The sequence below is a fragment of the Halobacteriovorax sp. XZX-3 genome (assembly GCF_043196495.1).
GTDB lineage: Bacteria > Bdellovibrionota > Bacteriovoracia > Bacteriovoracales > Bacteriovoracaceae > Halobacteriovorax_A.
The window spans coordinates 854,816-878,694 of sequence record NZ_JBEBMO010000001.1 but is presented as its reverse complement, the minus strand read 5'-3'; the positions used below and the strand labels follow the sequence as shown (position 1 = coordinate 878,694).

The 23,879-nt window shown below is 36.2% G+C and carries 24 protein-coding genes; 7 read left to right on the top strand and 17 right to left on the bottom strand.

Annotated elements, in window-relative coordinates:
- Positions 1-14: 14 nt before the first annotated feature.
- The 11 genes from ABMA70_RS04010 to ABMA70_RS03960 are packed head-to-tail and all read right to left on the bottom strand — an operon-like array spanning position 15 to position 13,062.
- Entirely contained in the window at positions 15-632 is a 618-nt protein-coding gene (locus ABMA70_RS04010) for a hypothetical protein (RefSeq protein ID WP_103216808.1), read from the bottom strand.
- Positions 632-2,209 carry a pilus assembly protein PilM gene (gene pilM, locus ABMA70_RS04005; RefSeq protein ID WP_103216809.1) on the bottom strand — a complete coding sequence of 526 codons (1,578 nt, stop codon included), beginning with the start codon at positions 2,207-2,209 and terminating at the stop codon, positions 632-634. The genes ABMA70_RS04010 and pilM overlap by 1 nt, the downstream gene beginning before the upstream one ends.
- 60 nt (positions 2,210-2,269) lie before the next feature.
- Entirely contained in the window at positions 2,270-3,637 is a 1,368-nt protein-coding gene (locus ABMA70_RS04000) for a hypothetical protein (RefSeq protein ID WP_103216810.1), read from the bottom strand.
- Positions 3,621-4,535, bottom strand: a complete 915-nt coding sequence (locus ABMA70_RS03995; protein WP_103216811.1) for a type II secretion system protein J — start codon at positions 4,533-4,535, stop codon at positions 3,621-3,623. The genes ABMA70_RS04000 and ABMA70_RS03995 overlap by 17 nt, the downstream gene beginning before the upstream one ends.
- 3 nt (positions 4,536-4,538) lie before the next feature.
- The gene (locus ABMA70_RS03990; protein WP_392991437.1) at positions 4,539-5,051 is read right to left on the bottom strand and encodes a prepilin-type N-terminal cleavage/methylation domain-containing protein; all 513 of its coding nucleotides are present in this window, start codon (positions 5,049-5,051) and stop codon (positions 4,539-4,541) included.
- A complete protein-coding gene (locus ABMA70_RS03985) occupies positions 5,036-5,701 on the bottom strand; it encodes a prepilin-type N-terminal cleavage/methylation domain-containing protein (protein ID WP_392991439.1) in 666 nt (221 codons plus the stop codon). The genes ABMA70_RS03990 and ABMA70_RS03985 overlap by 16 nt, the downstream gene beginning before the upstream one ends.
- Positions 5,702-5,723: 22 nt before the next feature.
- Complete coding sequence (gspG, locus tag ABMA70_RS03980; protein ID WP_392991441.1) at positions 5,724-6,179, bottom strand: type II secretion system major pseudopilin GspG; 456 nt, start codon at positions 6,177-6,179, stop codon at positions 5,724-5,726.
- A 45-nt stretch (positions 6,180-6,224) separates the two neighbouring features.
- On the bottom strand, positions 6,225-7,433 hold the full coding sequence (gene gspF, locus ABMA70_RS03975; RefSeq protein ID WP_103216815.1) for a type II secretion system inner membrane protein GspF: 1,209 nt from the start codon (positions 7,431-7,433) through the stop codon (positions 6,225-6,227).
- Positions 7,434-7,459: 26 nt separating this feature from the next.
- Entirely contained in the window at positions 7,460-9,184 is a 1,725-nt protein-coding gene (locus ABMA70_RS03970) for a GspE/PulE family protein (protein WP_233189680.1), read from the bottom strand.
- A gap of 32 nt (positions 9,185-9,216) precedes the next feature.
- Positions 9,217-11,583, bottom strand: a complete 2,367-nt coding sequence (gene gspD / locus ABMA70_RS03965; RefSeq protein ID WP_103216817.1) for a type II secretion system secretin GspD — start codon at positions 11,581-11,583, stop codon at positions 9,217-9,219.
- A gap of 15 nt (positions 11,584-11,598) precedes the next feature.
- Positions 11,599-13,062 carry a hypothetical protein gene (locus tag ABMA70_RS03960; RefSeq protein WP_392991444.1) on the bottom strand — a complete coding sequence of 488 codons (1,464 nt, stop codon included), beginning with the start codon at positions 13,060-13,062 and terminating at the stop codon, positions 11,599-11,601.
- Between the two features lie 244 nt (positions 13,063-13,306).
- Between ABMA70_RS03960 and ABMA70_RS03955 the strand changes: the two genes are divergently transcribed.
- Both ABMA70_RS03955 and ABMA70_RS03950 read left to right on the top strand, forming a co-directional pair.
- Positions 13,307-15,073 carry an acyl-CoA dehydrogenase family protein gene (locus tag ABMA70_RS03955; RefSeq protein WP_158246782.1) on the top strand — a complete coding sequence of 589 codons (1,767 nt, stop codon included), beginning with the start codon at positions 13,307-13,309 and terminating at the stop codon, positions 15,071-15,073.
- 74 nt (positions 15,074-15,147) lie between these two features.
- Complete coding sequence (locus tag ABMA70_RS03950) at positions 15,148-16,818, top strand: CRTAC1 family protein (protein WP_392991446.1); 1,671 nt, start codon at positions 15,148-15,150, stop codon at positions 16,816-16,818.
- An 18-nt stretch (positions 16,819-16,836) separates the two neighbouring features.
- On the opposite strand, the gene ABMA70_RS03945 is transcribed toward ABMA70_RS03950, so the two are convergent.
- The 3 genes from ABMA70_RS03945 to ABMA70_RS03935 are packed head-to-tail and all read right to left on the bottom strand — an operon-like array spanning position 16,837 to position 18,181.
- Positions 16,837-17,340, bottom strand: coding sequence for a YtfJ family protein (locus ABMA70_RS03945; RefSeq protein WP_103216822.1), 504 nt, complete (start codon positions 17,338-17,340; stop codon positions 16,837-16,839).
- 9 nt (positions 17,341-17,349) lie between these two features.
- A complete protein-coding gene (locus ABMA70_RS03940; RefSeq protein WP_103216823.1) occupies positions 17,350-17,694 on the bottom strand; it encodes a hypothetical protein in 345 nt (114 codons plus the stop codon).
- Positions 17,684-18,181, bottom strand: a complete 498-nt coding sequence (locus tag ABMA70_RS03935; RefSeq protein WP_103216824.1) for a hypothetical protein — start codon at positions 18,179-18,181, stop codon at positions 17,684-17,686. Before ABMA70_RS03935 ends, ABMA70_RS03940 begins: the two co-directional genes overlap by 11 nt.
- Positions 18,182-18,254: 73 nt before the next feature.
- Between ABMA70_RS03935 and ABMA70_RS03930 the strand changes: the two genes are divergently transcribed.
- Positions 18,255-18,932, top strand: a complete 678-nt coding sequence (locus ABMA70_RS03930) for a hypothetical protein (protein ID WP_103216825.1) — start codon at positions 18,255-18,257, stop codon at positions 18,930-18,932.
- Positions 18,933-18,964: 32 nt separating this feature from the next.
- Complete coding sequence (locus tag ABMA70_RS03925; protein WP_103216826.1) at positions 18,965-19,996, top strand: CpaF family protein; 1,032 nt, start codon at positions 18,965-18,967, stop codon at positions 19,994-19,996.
- On the opposite strand, the gene ABMA70_RS03920 is transcribed toward ABMA70_RS03925, so the two are convergent.
- The 3 genes from ABMA70_RS03920 to deoC form a co-directional block, all read right to left on the bottom strand.
- Positions 19,991-20,260 carry a TIGR02530 family flagellar biosynthesis protein gene (locus ABMA70_RS03920; RefSeq protein ID WP_103216827.1) on the bottom strand — a complete coding sequence of 90 codons (270 nt, stop codon included), beginning with the start codon at positions 20,258-20,260 and terminating at the stop codon, positions 19,991-19,993. The genes ABMA70_RS03925 and ABMA70_RS03920 overlap by 6 nt on opposite strands.
- Positions 20,261-20,351: 91 nt before the next feature.
- Positions 20,352-20,639 (bottom strand): hypothetical protein, encoded by a 288-nt coding sequence (locus tag ABMA70_RS03915; RefSeq protein WP_103216828.1) that lies wholly within the window; start codon positions 20,637-20,639, stop codon positions 20,352-20,354.
- Positions 20,640-20,711: 72 nt separating this feature from the next.
- Positions 20,712-21,380 carry a deoxyribose-phosphate aldolase gene (deoC, locus tag ABMA70_RS03910; RefSeq protein WP_392991448.1) on the bottom strand — a complete coding sequence of 223 codons (669 nt, stop codon included), beginning with the start codon at positions 21,378-21,380 and terminating at the stop codon, positions 20,712-20,714.
- 71 nt (positions 21,381-21,451) lie between these two features.
- Here deoC and ABMA70_RS03905 point away from each other — a divergent pair, with 71 nt between their 5' ends.
- From ABMA70_RS03905 to ABMA70_RS03895, 3 genes are read left to right on the top strand one after another with little or no spacing between them, the layout of a single operon-like run.
- On the top strand, positions 21,452-22,402 hold the full coding sequence (locus tag ABMA70_RS03905; RefSeq protein WP_392991450.1) for a sensor histidine kinase: 951 nt from the start codon (positions 21,452-21,454) through the stop codon (positions 22,400-22,402).
- Positions 22,403-23,080, top strand: coding sequence for a response regulator transcription factor (locus tag ABMA70_RS03900; RefSeq protein ID WP_392991451.1), 678 nt, complete (start codon positions 22,403-22,405; stop codon positions 23,078-23,080). It abuts the gene before it with no gap.
- A gap of 29 nt (positions 23,081-23,109) precedes the next feature.
- A complete protein-coding gene (locus ABMA70_RS03895) occupies positions 23,110-23,877 on the top strand; it encodes an enoyl-ACP reductase (protein ID WP_103216832.1) in 768 nt (255 codons plus the stop codon).
- The last annotated feature ends 2 nt before the right edge of the window (positions 23,878-23,879 follow it).

Sequence of the window (23,879 nt, the reverse complement as noted above, 5' to 3'; positions counted from 1 at the left end):
ACCCATATTATGTATTAGTTAACTTTTGCATAAAATTCGACAAGAAATTTGCCTGAAACAAATTTACCATCAGCTGTTTTTTCAAGATCGATTTCTGTTATGATAACTTTAAACTTTCGGTGTAGTTCGTTTAGTAAGCCAACGAAAGCCTTATTAGTAAATTTATCAATCATAATACTTGTTTCAATACGATTGATTGAACCACCTAAGTTTTCTTTTTGAAAGCCATCAACATTAATTTGATTTGCTTTTAAGTTTAATCTCGAAGTCGCATCCGTTAATTTATTTACGAAATCAGATTTTTCGTAGATTGCATCATTTATTACAATAGGGCCTTCTTGGGCCTTAAGTTTTACGTTGCCTTCTTTAAAGCTCACAATAGCGCTCTCTAATTCTTTTCTTGTGTTCAGATCACTGACTTTCATTGTCCTAAAGATAAAGACACCAAGTAGAGCTATGACAGGAATAATAACAACTAGTCCAGATAAGAACTGATTAATAATTTTTTGCTCAGTTTCAGAGAAAGAGCGTAGTTGGTCTGCAAATGATTGAAATACACCAGAATTTCTAGCTTCTTCTATTTGCTTATCAATAGCGACATCAATTTCTTTAAACATGCTCTTTTGTGTCATTATTTACCTTTAAAACTAATAGTAATCTTATCTTTATTAGATTCATCAATATTGGCATCGTCAACATTTAGTCCTTTAAGGACTTTTAATAATTGTTTTGTATCTCGATCACTCTTACTTTGAAATTGTGCAAAACCTGAGTTTAGATCACCTTTGTACTTAGTTAATGATACTTCTTCGTTTCTTTTTATCGCACTCGTAATTGTGTGTAGGTTAGCAAGAGCACTAGTCTTTGGAACTTTTGCTAAAACTTTTAAATCAACATCAATTGCTTTATTTTTTTGTTTGATAATCTTTGTTAGCTTCTCAGGAGTTTTTCTAAGATATCTTTCCTGTTTTTGCGTAATATTCAAGTTACTCGATTTAATTAGCTTTTTGATCTCACGATCTGTTGACTTGATTTCTTGATTTACGAAGTAGAGTGATTCCACTAAGAATCCTGCACATAAAACTAAGCAAACTATAGCAAGACGATAGAAAGTAAAGATTGTATTTTCTAGTTTAATTCCATCTTTAAGTGCAGAAGCAAATTCTTTCGTAAAAAAGTTTTTTGCAGGCTCTCTGTATGTATTTGAAGCACCCATTGTGTAGGCGAGTGTTAGAGAGTTGTATTCTTGTGCAGAAACCATTCTCTCAAGACCTGGTGTCATAAATTGTGAAACACTTACGTGAAGTCTTTCTGTAATATAGTTATCAATATTTTTGATATTGGCACAACCACCAGTTAAGTAGATATGTTCGATACTTTGACCTGTTTTTACTCTATGTCCAAGTAGCCATCGGTCGATTTGAGAAAGTAGGTCTTTAAAAGTATGATGCATCATAAGAGCAAAATCTTGCTGCTCTTTTGTTACACTATCAAGCTGTGACTTCGTTAGAAAGAAGCTGTTTTCGTGTTTAAAAATACGTGCTTCTGCTGCCCCAATATTGTAAGTCTTTGAAATGGCCTCATCAATGGCCGCGCCAGCAACATACGAAATGTGGTGAGTGTAGATAATACCGTTATAAATTAGGTAGGCCTTCGTTGTCTGATGACCAATATCTAAAATACATACATTTGATTCTAATTTCTTTTCTTCAACAAAGCTCTGATAAACACTAAGTTCCGACGTTAAGTTTGATGGAACAGTATGGTAGGCTTGTAGAAAATTACGATAAGTCGCAAAGACACTCTTTTCTGCAATTTGAACAATTGCTGAAAATTGACTATTGATCTTTTTATAAAGATTAACAATGTAGTGAGTATCGGCGATATTAAATGGTAGGTCCTCTTCAAGTTGAAAAGGAATCATTAGTTCCGCATCCTTCTTGCTCTTAGCAGGAAGATCAAGATAGCGATTCGTTAAGAATTCATTTGGTAGTTGAGTAATGATTCGACCATTGTAGTGCTGGTCTTTTAGAAAGCCTGAGATGATTCTTTGTTGAAGTTCATGAATCGATACTTCTTGGTCACTTGGCCCACGAACATCTTCGAGTAGAACTTCTTCAATATCATCAATAATGAATCTTTTTTTGTGTACTCGGCCTTCAACAAATTTAATACTGTAGGCACCACAGTCTATTACTAAAATACTCATAAATTTATTTTACCAAATTTCAATAACTTTGCTGTTTTTTTTTGAATGAAAAATTTGCCATTAGTAGGTGCGTATCTCAACAACTCTTGGACGCAGGAGATAGTACTTACTTGAAGACTGTTGCCCTTGTTGACCTGTACTTGATTGTTGTTGTCCACTACCTTGGTCGTCATCATCATCTGGATTCTGTGAACCACCTGCTTGTTGACCAGATTGTCCTTGTGATGTCGTTGTTGGTGCCTGAGGTTTGATTGGTAAGTCGATAAAAGCAGTCAACTTATATGTTGTGTCGGCATACATACCGATGGATTCTAATTTGAAAAGCTTACCACCTGTACCAATGATAATATCTGCGTCAGCAAATTCTTTAATTCTTTTATCAAAGTCTGATGCTTCGACAGCTCCGAGACGATTCGTAATAAGTTCTTTGAAGTCCTTGTCACTTTTAAATGAACTTGGTGAAGTTCCATTTTCCTCATCACCATCACGGTACTTAAAGAATTCTTCCAGAGCAACGTCAGACATTTCAGGAAATAAAACTTTGAGTTGATTGATTGTAATTTCGTTAACATTAATTACGGAAACATTATGAATTGAAATTCGATCCTTTATAAGATTTACGATCTCATCATCCCAGCCCGCAAGAGAGTAAAGCTCTTCTGCTGTTTCAAAAGCGGCATGTTTGGCTTCAACGCCAAGGTTTTGATAAGTTCTCTGGATATCTGCTTTTTCTGGCTCATCATAATCTTCTTTACCAGAAACAAAGTACTTTAATTCTTTAACAAGTAGTTTCGGATCAAGATTAGAGTAGTGAAGAGCGAAGTCTTCATTATTTTCGATCTCATTTCTAAATGTTGTTTCAAGCATTTCTGTAAAAGTTTTCTCCATGAATTGATGAGGTGTTATTGTCGAGCTCTGTTGGCCACTTGCCTCAGACGAAGATTGTGAAGAGCTTCCATTCATTGGTTTGATTACTCTTAGGGTATTAGGATTAAGAAATCCTGTTATAGGCTTAAGACTAACTGAAATTGATCCTTGTATTAGTGATTCTTTTTCAAACTCTGCAATAGCATTTTTTTGAAGAGCACTTAATTCAGTCGTAACCGGAATTGGCACAACGAATGGTTGTGTGGCAATAGCTTCAATATCACTTTTAGAAATTGTCGATTGAAGGGAAGTGTTATCTTCAAGTTTGTTCCACGCTTCTCTATATACCTTTAAGACAGACAGGGCGTAATGAAGTCCTGCTTCAGCATTTAGCTTAGCTTGTACTTTATCGATTTGACCTTCAATTCTGATTTTGTTTAGTTTTGTCTCATACGTAAATTGAGCAAGTAGAACAGTTAGAATTGCAACGGCCGTCGTAACCATAATAATGGCGATACCAGACTCATTCTTAAGTAATGTCTTCTTATTTTTTAAAGTCATACTTTTCCTTTAAGTCTGCTGCTGCATCAAATTCTGGCCACATTACTCTAATTGTTCGATTAATTTGTATTTCATCTCCATTCTTTGAGACGTAATCGATATTCATACGAATAAGACGTGGAGTATTTCTTAATTTATTCAATTCTCTAAGTGATGAAACAAACTTTTCTTTTTCTGGACTATAGAATTCGAAAGAAAAGTCTCTTAAGTTTTCTATTACTGGATATTCTTTTGCTTTTTCCCAATCTAATTCAGTATTATAAATATCAACTGGAATGATTGTTCTCGTTAGGGAATATGGAGCTTCTGTATTTTTTTCTTCTTCCTCTTGCCCCTCTGTCGATGTCGTTACCACTCGGTAGCGTACCCACATTAAGTTAGATTGCTTCATATTCTTTATAAGTCTTCTGTTTGCTGAAGATAGAAAAACTAGTGAACCTTTCTCTTCATTTTGTAAAATTGGAATTGGAACATTTCCTGACGATAAGTTATCAAAATTCTTATTCTGATATATATGAGAAGTCATCACATATTTACTTGATTGTTGTTGCTGCTGTTGCTGTTGAGACGATCCTCCAAGCCTTGATCCCGATTGAGATTGTGACTGTGAGGCATTGTAGATTTTTGCAAAAGCTTTGTTATCTTCTGCTTTAGACGATTCGTAATAAAGGGGAGAGTTGATGAGTTCGATATCTCTTTCAATTCTCATCATTCCAATTTCTAACTGTAGTCTCTCGCGGTCTTCTTTAGTAACACGATCGTTCGTGTTAACACTGCTGTCGACGATTGTATAAATGGCCGTCATGAGTACTGATAAAATAGCAATAGCGATAAGAACTTCAATTAATGTGAAGCCCTTTTCATTTTTGTGAATATGATCGGTTTTAAAACTTCTCATCTTCTAGAGTCCGTTTATCTCTACTTTATATTTATCATTTGAAAGCCACGTACTTATTGTAAACGTTTCTTCAGTAGTATCATCTTTAACAGTGACACTAACTTGCCAAATAAGTTTTTCAAGGTTCTTTTTAACAACACCAAAGATTTGTTTTTGAATTGAGTTATTGCTATCGTCACCATCATCTGGTGTTTCAGAGCCCGTTATCTTTTCGAAGTCTGGTACCGTGAAATTCTTCCATTCAACGCTATAGCTAATATTTTCATTACTTTCAAATTTCCCTACTTCAGGCTTCATCGTAATACTATCTTTTAGCTCCGGTGGGTAGGCCAGAATCTCATTCATTTTTTCAATTCCATATTCACGAAGAGTTATCTCCGTTCGCATCTCCATCGAATCTGTAATATTTAGGCCTTGAGCAGTGATATATGAAGTAATAAAGACAGCGAATATTGCAAGTGCAATAAGAACCTCTATGAGGGTAAATCCAGAATTATTTTTTAATTGCTTAACCATTCGTTATAAAGTTCTTCTGCTTTTGTTGTTAGTTTTTCAATAAAGTCGTCACTAGAGAAGTTAACATCTTCCAAGGCCACGTACTCACGATTGATTACTTGACTGTATGGCTCTGTTGATAGTGCGACCATTTCATCTTCAGTTGCAAGAATAATTATAACAGAATCTTTCTCACCTGTGGGGTAAAAGTAGACATATGGTTTGCCAGTTATGTGTAATTTTTGTGTTAGTGTGCTGCCAACTGCAACAATGCGAACACCGCCCGTTGGACGGAAGTCATTAGCATCAAAGTCCGGTAGAGGCATGAAGCGACCTTTCTTATTTGCTTCTTTTTTCTCTTCATCAGTCATGTCATCGTAATTCTTTGTTGAATCCATATCAATTACAAAGTCATTACTTTGTGCCATTTCTAAAGAGAGTTTTTGGTCGATATCTTCTAAATCAAAACCAACGCGTAGAAATTTATTTGTTAAGCTCGCTTCATCACTTGAGAAGCGAATAACTCGTTCAACATTTTCAATCGTATCATCTAGGTTGCGGCGTGAGGAAAAGGTTGATCCTGCAACCATGTAAAGAAGTAGGGAAGCTAAGGCCATGGATACCAGAATTTCAATTAATGTAAAACCTGATTGTCCATGTGCCTTATGCATAGTTTCCCTAATTTATTTTAGATTACTTATTGTCTCTTAAGTAGATATCGGCAGCGAAACCTTCTCCGCCTTCTTCGTTATCATTACCATAAGACATGATGTTGTAAGTTTTTCCATCTGAAGTATAAACATACTCCATATCCCATGGATCTAATGGGATTTCATCCGCATCGATAAATCCATTTGGTGGATAATTCTTACACTCGCGTCCGCCAGACGGTTTGTTGATAAGTGAGTCTAATCCCATTTCTGTTGTTGGGTAGAAGTTACACTTTCTTCTAAAGTCTTTCAGTAGTGACTCTAGTGATTTCATTTGAATGTTAGCAGACTTTACACGACCTTCTTCTAGTGAGTCGAAAACTTTACCTGCAATAAATGTCCCCATAAGTGAAATTAGAGTAAGGGCAATTAGGATTTCAATTAATGTCATACCGGCCTGACTCTTCATTACTTGGTGTTTAAAAAAATTGTACTTCATTTAAAATCTCCTTAAATGTCTTCTTTTCTATATCCTCTAAAAAGCTTAATTGATTGAGTTTAGCTCCATCATTGGAACGACAACTGACATTACAATGAAAGCAACAGCTCCACCCATGCCGACCATCATAATAGGTTCGAGTACAGATGTTAACCCACTTAATTTAGATTCTACCTGATCCTCGTAGTTTTCCGCAATGATGTTAAGCATTGGTTCGAGTTCACCTGATTTTTCACCTAAGCTTATCATATGTGTAACCATGATAGGGAAGTATCCTGATTGTGCAAGGGGCGCTGCCATGGAAGAACCTTCCGATATATTAATACGAGCGCTTTCAATTGCTTCTTGCATATGGACATTACCAATTAGGTTTTTAACAATCTTCATTGAAGCAAGAATTGGTACACCTGAATTTAAAAGTGTTGCAAGAGTTGAAGCAAAGCGTGAAACGTTCACCATTGTAATAAGTGAACCAAATACTGGAAGCTTTAGAGTCACGTAGTCCCATTTTGCGCGGCCATTCTTTGTATTAATATAGCGATTAAATAGCCAATAAAGACCAAAGGCGCCAATTATTACGGCCCACCAATATTGTTGTAAAAACCCTGATAGCCAAATTGAAATTTTTGTCGGCAGAGGTAACTCTTTTTTCATCGAAACAAAAATCTTTGTAATCTTAGGAATAACTAAAACTAGAATTACACCCATAACAAGGGCTCCAACTAGTAACATGATGATTGGATACATCATGGCACCTTTAACTTTATTTTTTAATTTAACTTGCGCTTCTGTAAATTCTGCAAGACGAAGTAGAACAATATCTAATGTACCTGACTGTTCACCGGCTTCAACCATGTTGACATAAATATGGTCAAAGATTTTTGGATAGTCTGAGAATGCAGAGGCAAGGGAGCTACCTTCATTTACTTTTTGACGAATCTCAGAGAGAACAACTTTTAATTTTGGGTTCTCACACTGTTCAATAAGTGCATTGAAGGCTTCAACAATTTGAATCTTTGCTTTTACAAGAGTGGCCAATTGTCTTGTCATAAGTGAAAGGTCGTTGATTGAAACGGTACTTCCGAAATTTAGCTCAAAAGAAGACTTACTAGAAGACTTATGTTCTTTTATCGCAGTAAGCATAATACCTTTAGCACGAATTTTGGCCTTGGCCGCCTGTTCGTTTTCAGCTGTGATATTACCTTTCTTTTCAGTTCCGGTACGATCGATACCTTTGTAATCAAATATGGCCATGTCTTCTTACTCTTTTTACTTTTTCTTTATTGTTCCTGACTCTCGTCTTCGCCTTCAATATTGATTGCACGGTTCATTTCTGCAATTGAAGTGATTCCCATTATAACTTTCTCAATGGCATCATCTCTAAGAGTTTTCATCCCGTATTTCTGTGCAACTTTTTTAATCTGCCCTGATGGAGCAGAGTTAATAATAAGTGAGCGAATTTCATCGTTAATCATTAAAAGTTCTGCGACAACAGTCATACCTGAGTAGCCTTTATTGTCACAACTTGGACAACCTACGGACTCATACACAGTTGCACCTTCAGGTATTTTATCTATTCCTAGTACTTCTAGGTCAAAGTCAGTAATATCTTTTGGCTTCTTACACTCCTTACATAGTGTTCGAATAAGTCTTTGCGCAAGAGCACCAGAAAGAGAAGAGGCAATCATGAATGGTTGCACTCCCATATCAATCAGACGGTTTGGTACTGACGATGCATCGTTAGTGTGAATCGTTGATAGTACAAAGTGACCAGTAATTGAAGCTTGTATCGCCATCTCTGCAGTTTCGTAATCCCTTGTTTCCCCAACCATGATAACATCAGGGTTTTGACGAAGAATGGCACGAAGTGCTTTAGCAAATGAAAGTTCAATCTTATGGTTTACCTGGATTTGAGAAATACCAGGTACTTCGTATTCCACCGGATCTTCAACTGTAATAATCATTCGATCTGGTGTATTGATTCGACTTAGCATCGCAAATAGAGTTGTCGATTTACCGTGACCAGTTGGACCTGATACATAAACAATTCCATCTTTTCTTTGCGATAGGGCATCGAGATCATCAAGAACCTTACCGTGGAAACCAAGGTGGTCTAGTTGAAGGATATTATTGTCTTTTTCAAGAATCCTCATAACGATACGCTCACCATTTTGAACTGGTACCGTTGAAAGACGGATATCGATATCTTTACCGGCCATCTTAATTGGAATACGGCCATCTTGAGGAAGACGTTTTTCTGCAATATCAAGTTTTGCCATAACTTTAATACGTGAAGCTACAGCAGAGTGTGTTTTAAGCGGTTGTCTTAAGACTTCCGTCATAACTCGATTGATACGAAAACGATAAATTGATTCTTTTTCATACGGCTCAATATGAATATCTGTTGCACGCTCTTTTACTGCTCTAAAAATAATCGAGTTAACAAAACGAATAACAGGGGCTTCATCCGCACCAGCATCTAGGATATCAATCGGACCGTCAAGATCTAGTGATTCATCAAATTCGTCTTCAAGAGACTGAACCATATTCTTATTTGCTTTTTCATACACGCGATTGATTGCGTCATTAACTTTCAATGGTTGGGCAACTGAGATATGGATATCTTTTTTAAAAATTTCTCTTAGGTCATTGATGGCATCAAAATTAAATGGATCCGTAATAATTACTGAAACAAAGCGGGGAGTTTCCATTACTGGGATAAGCTCCTGCGTCTTTGCATAATTAATTGGAATATTCGTAATTAATTCAGGATCAATTGTATCCACATCAATTTCAGACTCGTATGGTATTTCAATTTGGTGACAAATTACTTTTGTAATATCGTGAGGGTGAATATAGTTCTTTTTAAGTAAGATTTCACCAATAAGCATTCCAGATTCTTGTTGAATCTCTAGTGCTTCATCTAACTGCTCACGTGTAAGAGAGGTGTGCTTAATTAAAAGCTCACCAATCTTTTCTTTACCGTGTTCAAATGTTTCTAGCATTTGGTTTCTCATTTACATCAAGCCTTTTTAAATTACTTCTTAATCACAACTTCTTTATCTGAAGACTTTACTTTTATAGCAGGGGCCTTCTTAGGAGCTGATTTCTTCGCATTTACTTTCTGAACGACATCATTGTAGCCAGGCTCAATAACAGAGTCATTCATCACGCTATCTTGGTTTTGTTGCTTGTAGTACTTGTTACGTTGCTCATCATAAAGCGGACCTTGCTCTTGTTTTTGGGCCTTGTTGTAAAGACCTTTAGCAGTCGACTTAAATGGATCTTTTTCACCGTGGAACTCTTTTAGGTGAGAAGCACGACGATTTAAGCTTTCTTTAACTGTACTCGCAATATCTTCTTGATAGTTATCAAGAATTTTTGGCGTTAAGAACATTAGCATATTTAGTTTCTCAGTTTGTGTCGTCGTATTCTTAAATAGCCAACCAAGAACTGGAATATCACCAAGTAGAGGAACTTTACTTACTGAATCAGTTGTCTTGTCTCTCATCATACCTCCCATTGCAATTGTGTCGCGATCACGAACAGTTACAGTTGTTACAGCACTTCTTACGACTGTACCAACACCAACTGATGCTACACCAGAAGGAAGGGCCCTACTTGAGAAATCTTCAAAGTTTTGGTCAATTTTTAGTTTGATATATCTTGTTACCTTGTTAATTTGAGGAGTTATCTTCATCTTTAAAGTAACATTTTGTGTGTCTAGTGAAGTCGTTGTTGAACCATTAGATGCCTGGCTCTCTTTAGGTACAGGAATCTTTTCACCAACTTCAAAAATACCTTCTGTATTATCTAGAACTAATAATTGAGGAGTAGAGAGTACGTTTGTGTCTCCGTTACTTGCAATTGCAGAAATAAGTGCGTTTACTGAATCAATTTTCACTGTTTGACCATTGATCTCTGTTTCAATTTCATTTCCTAGACCAACACCGGCAAATAGACCACCAATTGATGTCCAAGTTCCAGAAATAAGTTGTGTCAGAACAGAACCTGAAGTTCCGTGAATTGAACCAGCACGGTCTGCAGCACCTGATCCGTATGCACCAACGATAGAGACACCAAGATCACGTGATTTAGAGATATTTGTTTCCATCACTAGACCTTCGATAAATACTTGGTCTTTTGGTTGATCTAGTTTCTTAATAACTTTTTCAAGTGTAAGCCAGTCAGTAGGAGAGGCAGTTACAACAAGAGCATTATTAGACTTGTCTGCAGTAATTCTAACTTCTGCATTAAATAATTCGTTATTATCTTCAGTTGCTGTTCTAGAAAAACGAGAAGTTCTTCTTGAGCTTGAAGAATTCGATTTTGATCCACTTACTAGCTCAGATAGTGTCTTAGACATATCTTCAGCATCTCCGTGGTAGAGGTAGTAAACATGAATTTGTTCGTTATTAGAAGCAACTAATTCAACATCTAGCTTATTGATTAGTTCCTTAAGTCTCTTTGCTCCACTTGAGTTTGCCATGGCAATAATCGAGTTTGTACGTGGCTCTGCCGTTAATTTTGAGATGATCTGTCCACCACCATCAGAGCTTCTTCTTGAGGCAGTTTTCTTAGAAGTATCATCTTTTAAAATCTTATCAAGTAGCTTTGCAATTTCTGATGCCGAAGTATTCTTAACAGGGATGATCTGTAGTGTTTCTTCGTGGCCAGGAACATCGATGAATTTAATTAAACTCATTAAACGATTAATGTTAGAACCAGTATCTTGAATAATAATAGTATTTGTTTGTTTGATTTCAATGATTCGTCCGTAACGAGACATAAATGGTCTAAACGAGCGTGAAACTTCTGTCGAATCAATATTTTTAAGGGCAATAATCTTCATTAGGTAGTTTTCTGTTTCTGGAACATAGTTACCTGTGTAGATTTTAGTAGGGATGTAGCGAATATCTCTAGCTTGTACAATTTTGTAGAATGCACCAGATTTAACCATCGTTAGGCCATTCATATTCAGTGCTGCTAAATATGCTTTCCATGCATCACCAACAGTAATAGGTGTTGGTGCAGAAATAGAAATCTTTCCTTTTAGGTCTTTGTCGATAATCAGATTTAAACCTGTAAGTTTTTGCATGTGCTTAGTTAGGTCTTGAAGAGAAGTGTCTTCGAAGTCAAAACTTGTAACAATCTCTGGACCAAAAGCAGTCTCTGGATTTAAGTTAACGTAAGCATCATCAGTTTTCTTAGGCTGAGTTGCAGTTCTTCCAAATGCATCACTTCCTGACTCTGCATTGCTGCTATCGAGTAGGCTAGCTGCCGAAGGATTCGCATCGCGATTAACCTTGGTTTTTGATTTGAATTGTCTAAACTGTGCTTGAGCAGGGTCTGCTGCAAGACAAAGTAAAGATAGCGCTGAGAGATTTAAAAATAGTTTCTTCATCCATGATCCCTATAATTATTCGACAAAATTGTAGTTGTAGCTTTGTTGAACTCCGTTTCTCTTAATACCGAGTTCGTAATAGTCCGTAGACTTAATTTTTCCAAACATTCCCATAATTTGATTCATATTTTCGATTTTTGCACCGTTGATTTCACAGATTATGTCATCGTTTTGAACATTTAGATATGAATAGATTGATCCTGGCTTTACTTCTGTCATTTTAAAGCATAGGGACCCATCTGGATTCTTAATTGTAATGGCCTTGGCCTGCGTTAGAACATCTCCAATATTACTTAAAAGAGAGTCACGTAGTTCCTTCTTTATTTTGAAGTTATTTCCTTCAACTTTAATATCCTTGTTAAATTCAGGCATTACGTCTTTGGCGCTACTTGGTGGAAGAATTTTAGTGTTGGCCTTGCGAGCAAAGCGCTTGGCCTTCTCGTCAACGTTTGCAATGAATTCACATTCACCAGTTCTTAAGTTTTTAAAGATAACTTTTTGGCGTGTGATACTTCCAATCTCTGCTATATTATTGATCTTTCCACCAACACGAACATTTTCTACTTTTCCACGGTTAGAAACACTTGCAACAGACTTGGCACTGTTTTGAAGAACAATTGTATTTAAGAGTTTGAAACCAAGTCTTGATTCTTGATCAGCAGCAAGACAGATCTTTACAACATTCTTTGGACGTTTAACTTTTGTTTCAGTTTTTTCATTTTCATCTTCTTGAATATTGAATGGGTTATAGTTTCTAATATTAGCAATTGATGCATTGTGATCGTAAGTATTAGGGCGACTAAAATCTGTTTGAAATTTTGCGCCACCGTCTTTGCCATTTAAGAAAAGGGCCGCAAATTTACCAATTTGATATAAGAAGGCACAAGTTAAAAGAATTAAAAAATAATGATGAATCTTAGGGCGCGATTCATTACTTAATAGGTTAGGAAGAAAGTATTGTGCTCCAGTTGGTTGACCTTTTGCTCTTTTTCCTAGACCACTTCCAACTCTTGATAAGTCAAAGTCTTCTGTCTTTGATTTGATTTTATCAAGCATGCGTTGCATGACATTGTATTTATTTTCTGATCCTTCAGTTTCGTCTTCTTCGTCACTATCTTCAGAGTCAGCTTCTTCATCAGCTTCGTTAGTTGATTTGTTAGTTAACTTACTTTTTAGCTTAGAAAGAAAACCGGCATCTTCTTCGGAGTGAGCTTCTAGATCGTCAATATAAACTTCTAGAGTGGGGTCTTCTAAGACCTGGTCTGCGTCTGGGGTTGGTGCGGGAGGTAGGGGAATGTCGACGTCTTCTTCGTAGACTTCGCCGTTGTCCTCTTCTTCGTACTCTTCTTCGTACTCTTCCTCGTACTCATACTCTTCACCGTCATGAAGATTTTCTTCATGCTCAATAAATTCCCCATCATCCTGATCTTTGGATAATTTTGATTTAATTTTAGAAAAGAATCCTTTCTTTTTCGTCATTAAGTTTCTTCTTGAAAGTTTTTATATTTTAATACCTTATAGTATTTTAAGGTTGTTTACCCAAAGCATCAACCATTGATATATTCGGTAAGAATTTTCTTGCTTTTTGACCGAGTTAAAATGTCGGTTAAACTTAAGTAAGTGTTTGCTTTGATTATTTGACGAATGTCGTGCTAAAATGTCAGGGAATTCCAGTCAATCAATTTTCTACCCACATAGATGGATTTTAAAAAAGGACTTAATGATGAGTGAAGAAAAGCAAATGATGGACTCCATTGTTGGAGATCTATTCTTTGGTGAAGTTAAAGAAGACAATGTATTTCCATACCCAGGTTTTACTGATGAGCAGCAAGACTTTGGTCGTGAGATGGTAAACGCTGTAAACAAGTTCTGTGAGGGGACTTTAGACGGTGAGAAGATGGATCATGAAGGTGTGATCCCACCAGAAGTAATGCAAGGTTTAGCTGAGCTTGGGCTTTTTGGGATGGGTGTTCATGAAGATCTTGGTGGTCTTGGTCTTGACTACACTCTTTATAGTCGCGTTTTCGCTGAAGTTGCTTCTTTTGATGGCGCAGTTGCAACGATGATCGGTGCTCACCAATCTATTGGTTACCGTGCACTTTTAAACGAGGGGACTGAGGAGCAGAAAGCAAAGTGGCTTCCACAACTCGCTTCAGGTGAAAAGTTAGCAGCATTTTGTTTAACTGAGCCAGGATCAGGTTCTGACGCTTATTCAATTAAGACAAAGGCCGTTGATAACGGTGACGGCACTTATACAATTACAGGGCAAAAGCTTTGGATTACTAACGCAGGTACTGCAGAGTTCTATTCTGTGTTCTGTAAGACAGATCATGAGGTAGACGGTGAAATTAAAGAAAAAATTTCTTGTTTCGTCGTTGAAAAAGGAATGGAAGGTCTTTCATTTGGTGAAAAAGAAAACAAAATGGGGATCCGTGCATCTGAAACACGTGCAGTATACTTCGATAAAGTAATCGTTCCAAAAGAAAATATTCTAGGTGAGCTTGGAAAAGGTTTCAAGATCGCCATGAACGTTCTTAACTCTGGACGTCTTTCACTTGGTGCTGGATGTGTAGGTGGAATGAAGACAATCCTAAAGCTTGCTACTGAGCATGCTAAAGGTCGTAAGCAATTTGGTGCACCAATTGCTGAGTTTGGTCTTATCCAAGATAAACTTGCTCTTATGGCAGCAAGAATTTATGCAACAGAGTCAATCGTATACATGACAACTGGTAATATGTGTAAAGGTCTTAACGACTACTACCTTGAGACTGCTGTATGTAAGATCTATGGTTCTGAATCTCTTTGGGAAGTTGTTGACCAAGGAATGCAGATTGCTGCTGGTAACGGTTATATGAAAGAGTATCCATATGAAAGAATTATGAGAGACTCTCGTATTAATATGATCTTTGAAGGAACAAACGAAATTTTAAGAATCTTCCTTGCTCTTTCTGGTATTAGAAACCCATCTGAAAGTATGAAAGCTCTTGGAAAAGCAGCTGATGTATCAAAAGCTCTTCAAGATCCAATTAAGTCTGTAGGTGTTTTAACTAACTTTGCTAAAGGTCGTCTATCAAAGATGATTGGTCAGCGACTAATTACTAAGCATCACGCAAAACTTGATAAAGAAGCAGGGAAGTTTAACTCTCTTCTTGGTCAATTCGCGATTCAAGTTGAAAACACTCTTATGAAGTATGGTAAGAATATTATCGGTAACGAGCTTCCACAAAAGAGAATTGCTGAAATGGCAATGAATCTTTATGTAATGCTTGCTGTAATTTCTCGTACAACTTCAATTCTTAATAGTGATAAGATCGAACAAGATAAGAAAGACTATGCTCTTAACCTTGCTCGTGTTGCACTAAAAGATGCAAGAGCAGTCGTTGTGACAAATCTTAAGGCAATGACTTCACACGATGACAAAGTTGTTAAAGAAACTTCTGATCAAGTTTGTGCAAATGATGGATACGGCCTAGATATCATTAATTTCTAATTATTTCTCATTACAATTAAAAAATAATCTCTTAGGCCCTAGTAAAAAATGCTAGGGCCTATTAGAATATTCATATGAAATATTCTTTACTCCTACTTTCTTCGGCCCTAATTGCTACTTCATGTTCAAGTAAGGTCTTTAAAAAGAAAGAAAAAAAATCGAAAGCAAAACAAGTCAAAGTTAACTATGGGCCAACAAAGGCAAGTTCGAAATTTGTCGATGTAACTCAAAAGCTTGGTCTTGATGGTATTAAGGCATCACGTGTTTATGTTTACGATATAAATGGTGATGGAAGAGAAGATCTTGTCTTTTTAAATGGGAATTATTCTGTTCCTCAATTTTATCTTGCGACAGACGATGGATTTGTAAAAGCTAAGAATATTTACTTTGAAGATGATGTTCAGGTTACATTCATGCAATTTGTAGACCTCGATAAGGACGGCATTGTAGATGTAATTACGGGAATTCATAATCAAAAGTCAGCACTGACGAAAAAGCCACTTGTTTCTTACAAAGGTAGTCCATCGCGAAATAATGGAATTGTTTTTAGAAAATTTAGTGAAACTAGTTTTGATTTTATAGCGCCAATCTCTAACGTAAATATCTTTGATTATGACAATGATGGTTTTTTAGACTTCTTTGTGGCCAATTGGTTTGATCGCAACGAAGAGGGCAAAACAATTGAAAATAGACTTTTTACTTATAAGAATGGAAAAATTTCTGAAATCTCGGGAGCACTAACGAGTGAATTAGAAGAAAGAGGCAATACTTATATTAATGTGGCCCCTACATTTTCTTCAAGTATTTGCGATATTAATAATGATGGTTTCGCAGACATTTTAACAAGTAATTCTGCAGGCCATCCAAATAAGTTGTGGCTTTCCACAAAGCGTGGAAAGAGTATCGTCTATACTGATGCAGGAGTGAGTTCCGGATATAGTATGGATGCTATCACAAGTGGTGGCCGCTTTAATGGCGGAAATTCAACTTTTGCAATTTGTGGCGATTATAATAATGATGGCTATTATGATATTGCCATGGGAGAAATCTCGCACTCTCTGGACTTAGAGTCTCGTGATCGCTCAAGTATTTTAACTAATAAAGGGCTTAAGAGTATTTCATTTATTCGTACAGAGTATACAAATGATGAGGCGAAGGCGAATTGGAACCAAGGTGATATGAGAGGACTTTGGACTGATCTGAATAATGATGGCCTTATTGATCTACTCGTTGATAATTCAGGGTTTCCTCCTCACTCAAGGCTTGTGTCTTTTGTGCAAGAAAGAGATCATGAGTTAGTTAACCGAGGCCCGGACCTTGGTATTGATATTGTTAACCCTAGCTCAACAGTAGTGTTTGATTTTAATGATGATGGACGAATGGATATCTTAACGATTCAGACAAATACTCGTGATTTTAGAATTCAGCCTAGAGTATATCTTTTTGAAAATCGACTACCACAGAAGAACTTTATAAAGTTAAAATTAGTAGGAAAGAATTCAAATAGAGAAGCTTATGGAGCTAAAATCATAGCTGATACGAATAAAGGTAATACATATACTCGTCAGCATTATCCATCATTTGGCCAATTCCAACCTCAGAGTACATCTTATATACATATTGGCCTTGGTGACGAGAAGGTAAGTGAAGTTGTTGTTGAGTGGCCTTATCTGTTAAAAAATGGGAAGAAACTTAGAAAAACTTATCCTGTCTTGATGAACTCCACGACAGTTATAAAAGAGTAGGTGCTTTCGCACCTACCACTACATATTCTTTTTGATAATTGTAATCATCTCTTTCACTTGAGCTTCGCTTGCTTTGCCATTGATCTTGTAAACTAAGCTACCTTTCTTATCAAAGACAAGGATATTCGAATCGTCATCTTTTACGATTCCTTTCCATTTTTTTACGATTACTTTTTCAAGATCTTTTACGTAAATTGTATCAGGGTATTTCTTTTGCTTATCTTCTAAAGCTCCTTCTAGGATTGAGTTTGGAAGCCAAGTCGCATCCATATTAATTACTGCAACTGAGGCATATTTAGTGCGGTCAAACTTTTCACGAGCTAGTGCTTCTGAAGCATGGTTATTTAAATCTTTTTCATCAGGATCAACATAAAAGAGTACGTGAACTTTGTCTTTTAATTCAGTTGACGACCACGCTTTACCATTTAAACGGCCACCATTTTCACCCGAAATTTCAACTGTAGCTGGTTTCATTGCCAGTGTTGATGCACAAATAAGCGCCATCATAAAAAACTTCTTCATTCACTTCTCCTATTCGATAAAAGTTTTATTAAATATTTGCTTTAAGTTTAGACTAAACTTTGAGTCTTTTAGAACTGTCTTTTTTAACACTTTTGCACGAAGTTGGTCATTATATTCAACCAATTCTTGCATGAGCTCATCAAATTGATTCAATTCAATCACATTTGGAACTCTCGTTTGAAAGAAGTCCTTTAGCTGCTTTATGCGATTCTTTTCAATATCGAGAAAATTCGTCAGTTTATGTTCTTCACTTCCAGAAGATTGCTTTTTAGGAATTGGTGCAAATTCATCACCTAAGACCTTTTTGATATGTTGGTCAATTTTCTTTAAGTCGTTGTTATCGTTATCTGACATTTTCGTCTTCCAAGATTGAAATTAATTTCTCAAGTTTTGCACCTTCTTTTGCAAGTGCTTTTATTATCCTTTGTGATGCAATTGTACGTCCAAACTCATCAAGACATAACTGTACATCTTCATTTCTTATATTTGAAGCTGAGATATCAATGAAGTCTAAGACTTTTTGCTCTTTATTAGTTGGCCTTGCCGCTTCAAATTGATAGTACTTTGGTAGATCTTCAAGAGATTTAAAGATTGGAAAGCGCGTCCAAATATCTTCAACATCCGTTATCACATAGAAAGGATAAGGGAATTTAGGTGAAAGATTTTGTTCCTCCAAAACATTTGATAAAAGCCCAAGAAGCTTTATTAGTCGATCCCTCTGTAATTTCGATGCATCGAGATAGAGAGGCTGATGACCAACTCGGTACGTTTTAAGTGCCGTCTTAATTTCTTCCTTATCAATTGCCTTGAGTTTGAATTCTTCTAAAATAGGTGTTTTCATAGATCCATTATAACAGGAGCTCGTTGCTAATATAAAGCTGGAATCTCATCTAAATCTCATTTATCATAGTTTTATGGAATTAGATTATGTAGAGCTTCCCGATAGATTTTGTCAGTTACTAATAAGTGATGTTTCAAGTTCAAGTAACACATCTGTCGATTTGCAAAGATTTATTTTTGAATCTCCTGCTATGGGCAGGATTCTTTATCGTATTTTAAATGGCGGTGAAGAAACAGATTTAACTTCTCTTGTGAAGAAGTATGGCTGGCACGGTATTCGTGATCGTCTCTTGGCCTACTATATGAACTTTCTCTATAATAGTAATCATCCGCATGCTGTCGTTATTGAAGAGATCGAAGATATTAAAAAAATAGAATCTCGTTTTCGTGACAAAACAGTAAGTGGGTATTCGCGCCTAATTTCACTTGGAATGTATTTAAAAGTATCTTGTTATGAGTCTGATATTGAAAAGATTGAAGATCATCCATACTTTCCGGATAGAAGAATTGATCAGCTTTTATCTCTTTCAAAAAATCGTAATATCCGCATTGATATCCTTATCCTTATGCTTGTTCACTTTCTAAAATATTTAGGAGAGGAGAAGCTCTTTGGATTAATTAGAGCGAAACAAAGCTTTGATACAATAGAGTCGATGCTTGCTACTGATCAAAAGTATCAATTACAAAAAAATATAATTAATTACGCCTTAAGTATTGGAGATACTGATTTAATTGCATCTAAGACTGTGTAAGTCAGTTTTGTTCAGTATGAAGAAGGAAGAGTATGGCAGAAAATAGTGTATGGAAAATGTTAGAAGACCTTTCAACGAAGAAGGGGATTTCTGAAATTGTAATCAATGGAACAAAGAATGTTTTTGTTGAAAGAGGAGGAGAGTTTATTGGACTTAACGTACCTCTTAATAAGAAAGATATTCTCGATTTCTCAAATGAAGTGGCACTATTTAATAAGAAGAAATTTTCAAACGAAAATCCTATCTTAGATGGAAGACTTCCAGATGGTTCACGTATCAATATTATTAGTGAACCATATGCATCTCAAGGTACTTCAATCACTATTAGAAAATATCTTTCAAATAATTTCCAACTCGATAAGCACTCTCAGCTTTTTGGAATTAATGAAAAATATATTCCTTTCTTCAAATCACTTATTAAGGCCAAGAAAAATATTCTTATTTCTGGTGGAACTGGTTCAGGTAAGACGACATTTATGAATATGCTTCTTAAGGAAGTTTCTCCTGATGAGAGAATCATTACAATCGAAGATACTCTCGAGTTAGTTGTTCCTAATACAAATTGTGTAAGGCTAGAGGCCGGGCTAACAAGTGGACAAGAAGGGCTTTCGATGAGCCAACTTGTTAAGAATACACTTCGTATGAGACCAGATCGTATCTTTATTGGTGAGGTAAGGGGAGCTGAAGTTTTTGATATGATTCAGGCAATGAACACTGGACATGATGGAAGTATGACTTCGATTCACGCCAATTCTCCTGTGGAATGTTTACAAAGAGTAGAGGCCCTCTTTTTAATGGCAGGCTTTGATCTTCCTTATCATGTTGTTAGAAAGTATATTTCAACAGCAGTCGACTTCATTATTCAATTAGGACGTACTGATGACGGCCGTAGAAAAGTTACGCAAGTGCTGGAAGTCAACAATATGGAAGGAAATAATATCCTTACGACTTCAGTTCTTGAAATTGAAAATGGTGAGCTAGTATTTGGCGGTGCGGTTCCAAACCTTGCAAGTGAGTTAGCTCGAAAAGGTGAATTACCAACAAATTATTGGAATGAGCTATAAGATCATTGTTGCATCAATCTTAGTGAAAATATTATCACTAAGTTCGTCTTTATTTACTGCTGTTATTAAACAGTAGCGATCGATATCGAGAATAAAGGCTGCATCGTCAGTAATAACTAAGGATTCCTTTACGCCTTTTAACTTCAATTTATGAGCAGCTTCATTTAAGCGGCTATAATCATTTTCGCTAAAGTGAATTTGGCGCTCAAGCAGGCGCTTTTTTGCATGTTTTGAAATTGTTAATTGGTGTGTGACTCTCTCCATATAACCCTTCCTGGCCTTGGCCTAAATGACTCTAAAGTCATTGTGGCACTTTGCTTGGCGCAATAGTAGGTAGGCAAGGGTAAAGAAAATCTTATAACTTCTTCAGTTCATTAAGCTCTAATAAAATCCCAAGCTGCTGATGTCTTAGGTTTTGGCATCCTGATTTGAAGTAGTAATTTCTCGTGTTCTTAATAAGTGATTTAATTCGATTTCGAATGTCGTCATTTACTTGAGAATTTTCTGTGATTTTCTTTTTGATACTTATGAATTCGCGAGTGTTTTCATAAGCCAGGTTTTGGTCGAGTTGCTCACATGGCAGACTTGCGTACGCCTTGATTGAAACTAAAGTTACAGTTGCTGATAGCAAAATAGACTTCATGAAAACTCCTTGTGTGAGTCCCTCTCTCTCATCTACTTCTATCAATAGCATACTAAGATGCAAACTTACACATTAGTAAGAAGTTGTGATATTTTTTTCACCTTCCATGATCGCGACACCAGAACTCGTTCCTAGTCTTTTTACACCCATTTCTAGATATTTACGTGCATCCTCAAGACTTCTAACCCCACCAGAGGCTTTTACTTCACATTTTCCTTGAGCCTCATCAATCATTATTGAGACGACTTCAGGATTAGCTCCTTCACTTGAGAATCCAGTTGATGTTTTTATGAAGCTAGCACCAGCACTTATGGATGCTTTGGCCGCTAAACGAATTTCTTTTTCATTTAAAAGACATGTTTCAAAGATAACTTTAACAACTTTTCCGTTTGCCGCCTTAACCACTGCGGCGATATCTTGTTCAACGTACTCAAGATTACCTTCTTTTAGCCTTCCGATATTTAAAACCATATCAATTTCATCTGCACCTTTTTCGATGGCATCTTTAGTTTCAAAAACCTTTGTTTCTGTCGTCATGGCGCCAAGTGGAAAACCAATAACTGTACAAATAAGTGACTTACTTGGGTCAATATACTTCCTTGCTTCGAGGATATTACTTGGATTTATACAAACTGATTTAAAGCCATACTCATTAGCTTCTTGGCATAGCTTTTTAATTTGTAGGCTACTTGCTTCAGGCTTTAATAAAGTGTGGTCAATAAATTGAGCGATGTCTTGCATAGTTGTCCTCGATAGAAATTCTTTTATTATTTTCTTAACTAATAGTGCCAATAATTGCTAATATTTGCAATATGTCACTTATTAAACGCGGTCCATTTTTTATTCACCCGCTCTTTATCTTTATATCGAGCTTGGTGGCCTTAGGTATTTCTTTATATCTCTATATTTCTTCTTACTTAGAGGTTAATGCCAAGTTAACGGACTTTGTTAAGAAGTCGAATATTCCTCTTGTTCAGTTCCAACAAACTGAAACATGGGTAATGATCTTAATTCTGTCTATTTTAGTTTCACTTATTATCGTTGGCTTTAGTATGGTTTTTTATTATTACCAAAAACTTCGCCAGCTCTATCGTATGCAGCAAAACTTTATTAATGGATTTACTCACGAACTAAAGACTCCCGTTGCTTCGATTGCAATCTTTATTGATACTTTAAAACGCCATAGCTTTGAGAGAGAAAAGCAGTTGGAATATCTCGATATTATGAGACATGATACTGAAAGACTTGGTGATAATATTGAGCAAATCCTTCAACTTGGGCGTCTCGAAGAAAAGAAAGTCGAGCCTGATTTAAGACAAATCAATATCCGCCAGACAATCGAAGAGTTTGTTCATCGTAATCGTCATAATTTCTCTGAGCTTGATATATCGTTTGTACATCTTGATAATGAAGAATCAATCGAATTTGATAGCAAGCTTTTTGATATTCTATTAATGAATATTTTGACTAATGCAATTCGCTACAATAGCAAAGAAGTGAAGACAATGGAGATCATCTTTCAAAAAGGGAAACGTTTTAGTGAACTCTTCTTTGTTGATAATGGTGATGGTGTAGAAGAAAAAGATTTGAAAAATATTTTTAAAAAATTCTACCAAGTTGGAAAGTCATCAAAGGGAAGTGGTGTCGGACTTTATATGGCCACTCAAATTATGAAAATTCATGGAGGACGCATTAGCGCCGAAAGTGAAGGTGTCGATCAGGGGATGACATTAAAGTTATTATTTAAAAATAGGGTTAGTTAAATGAGTCGTATTTTACTTATTGAAGATGAGCAAAATATTGCGAAAGGTATTATCTTAAACCTCGAACTAGAAGGCTATGAAGTCGTTCATGCAAATCGAGGAGATTTGGGAATAAAATTATATAAGGATCAAGAGTTTGATTTAGTTGTCTTGGATCTCATGCTTCCGGTAATAAGTGGTGAAGATATTCTTGTGCAAATACGAGAGATTAATGAGAAAACACCAGTTCTTGTTCTTTCTGCAAAGGATAGCTCGAAATCAAAAGTGCGCTGTTTTAATTTAGGTACTGATGATTACTTATCGAAGCCTTTTAACTTAGATGAGTTCATCTTGCGAGTAAAACGTCTTTTAAAGCGTTCTAGTTGGACAAAAAAGGAAGTCACTATATATAAATTTGGGGCCAATGAAATACACTTTTCTGACTTTAAAGCACTCTGCCAGGGAGAGGAATATACTCTAACAGAGCAGGAAGTGAAGATTTTGACACTTTTAACGCAAAATGAGGGTGAAGTGGTTACGCGCGGTGAGTTACTTGAATTATTAGGCTACAAAAAGGATTCAAATACTCGTACCATTGACAACTTCATTGTACGTTTTAGAAAATACTTTGAAGAGAACCCTAAGGAACCAAAACATATAATAAGTATCCGATCTGTCGGATACAAATTTATTAAATAATAAATAACTAAATAGAAATGGAGTAATAAATGGGAATTTTAGAAGGAAAGAAAGTTCTTGTCCTAGGACTTGCAAATGACAAGTCAATTGCATGGGGAATTGCAACACAAATGAAAGAACAAGGTGCACGTCTTGCGTTTTCATATCTTAATGAAGCACTTCAAAAAAGAGTTGAGCCACTAAGTGAACAAATCGGTGGAGAGTTTACATTTGAACTAGACGTTCAAAATGAAGATCATATGACTCAGATGGCGGAAATCGTAAAAGAAAAATGGGGAGAGGTTGATGTAATCGTTCACTCTCTAGCATTTGCAGATAAAACTGATCTTAAAGATCGTTTCCATAAAACAAGCCGTGAAGGTTTCAAGATGGCACAAGATATTTCAGCATACTCACTACTAGGTGTGTGTAATGTTCTAAAGCCTATTATGGCAAAAGATTGTTCAGTTATCGCTCTTACTTACCACGGATCAGTTAAGGTTCTTAATGGTTACAATGTAATGGGTGTTGCCAAAGCATCTCTTGAATCAACAATGAGATACCTTGCAGATGATCTAGGTCCAGAAGGAATTCGCGTAAACTGTATTTCAGCAGGTCCAATTAGAACTCTTGCTGCTTCTGGTGTTCCAGGGCTTAAAGGTTTCCTAAATGATGTTGAAGAGAAGTCGCCACTTCGTCGCAATGTTACTCAAGAAGATGTTGGTGGAGCAGCGGTATTCTTAGGTTCTCGTCTTGCTAACGGTGTTACTGGACAAGTTCTTTACGTTGACTCTGGTATCTCGATCTTAGGAGCTTAGTT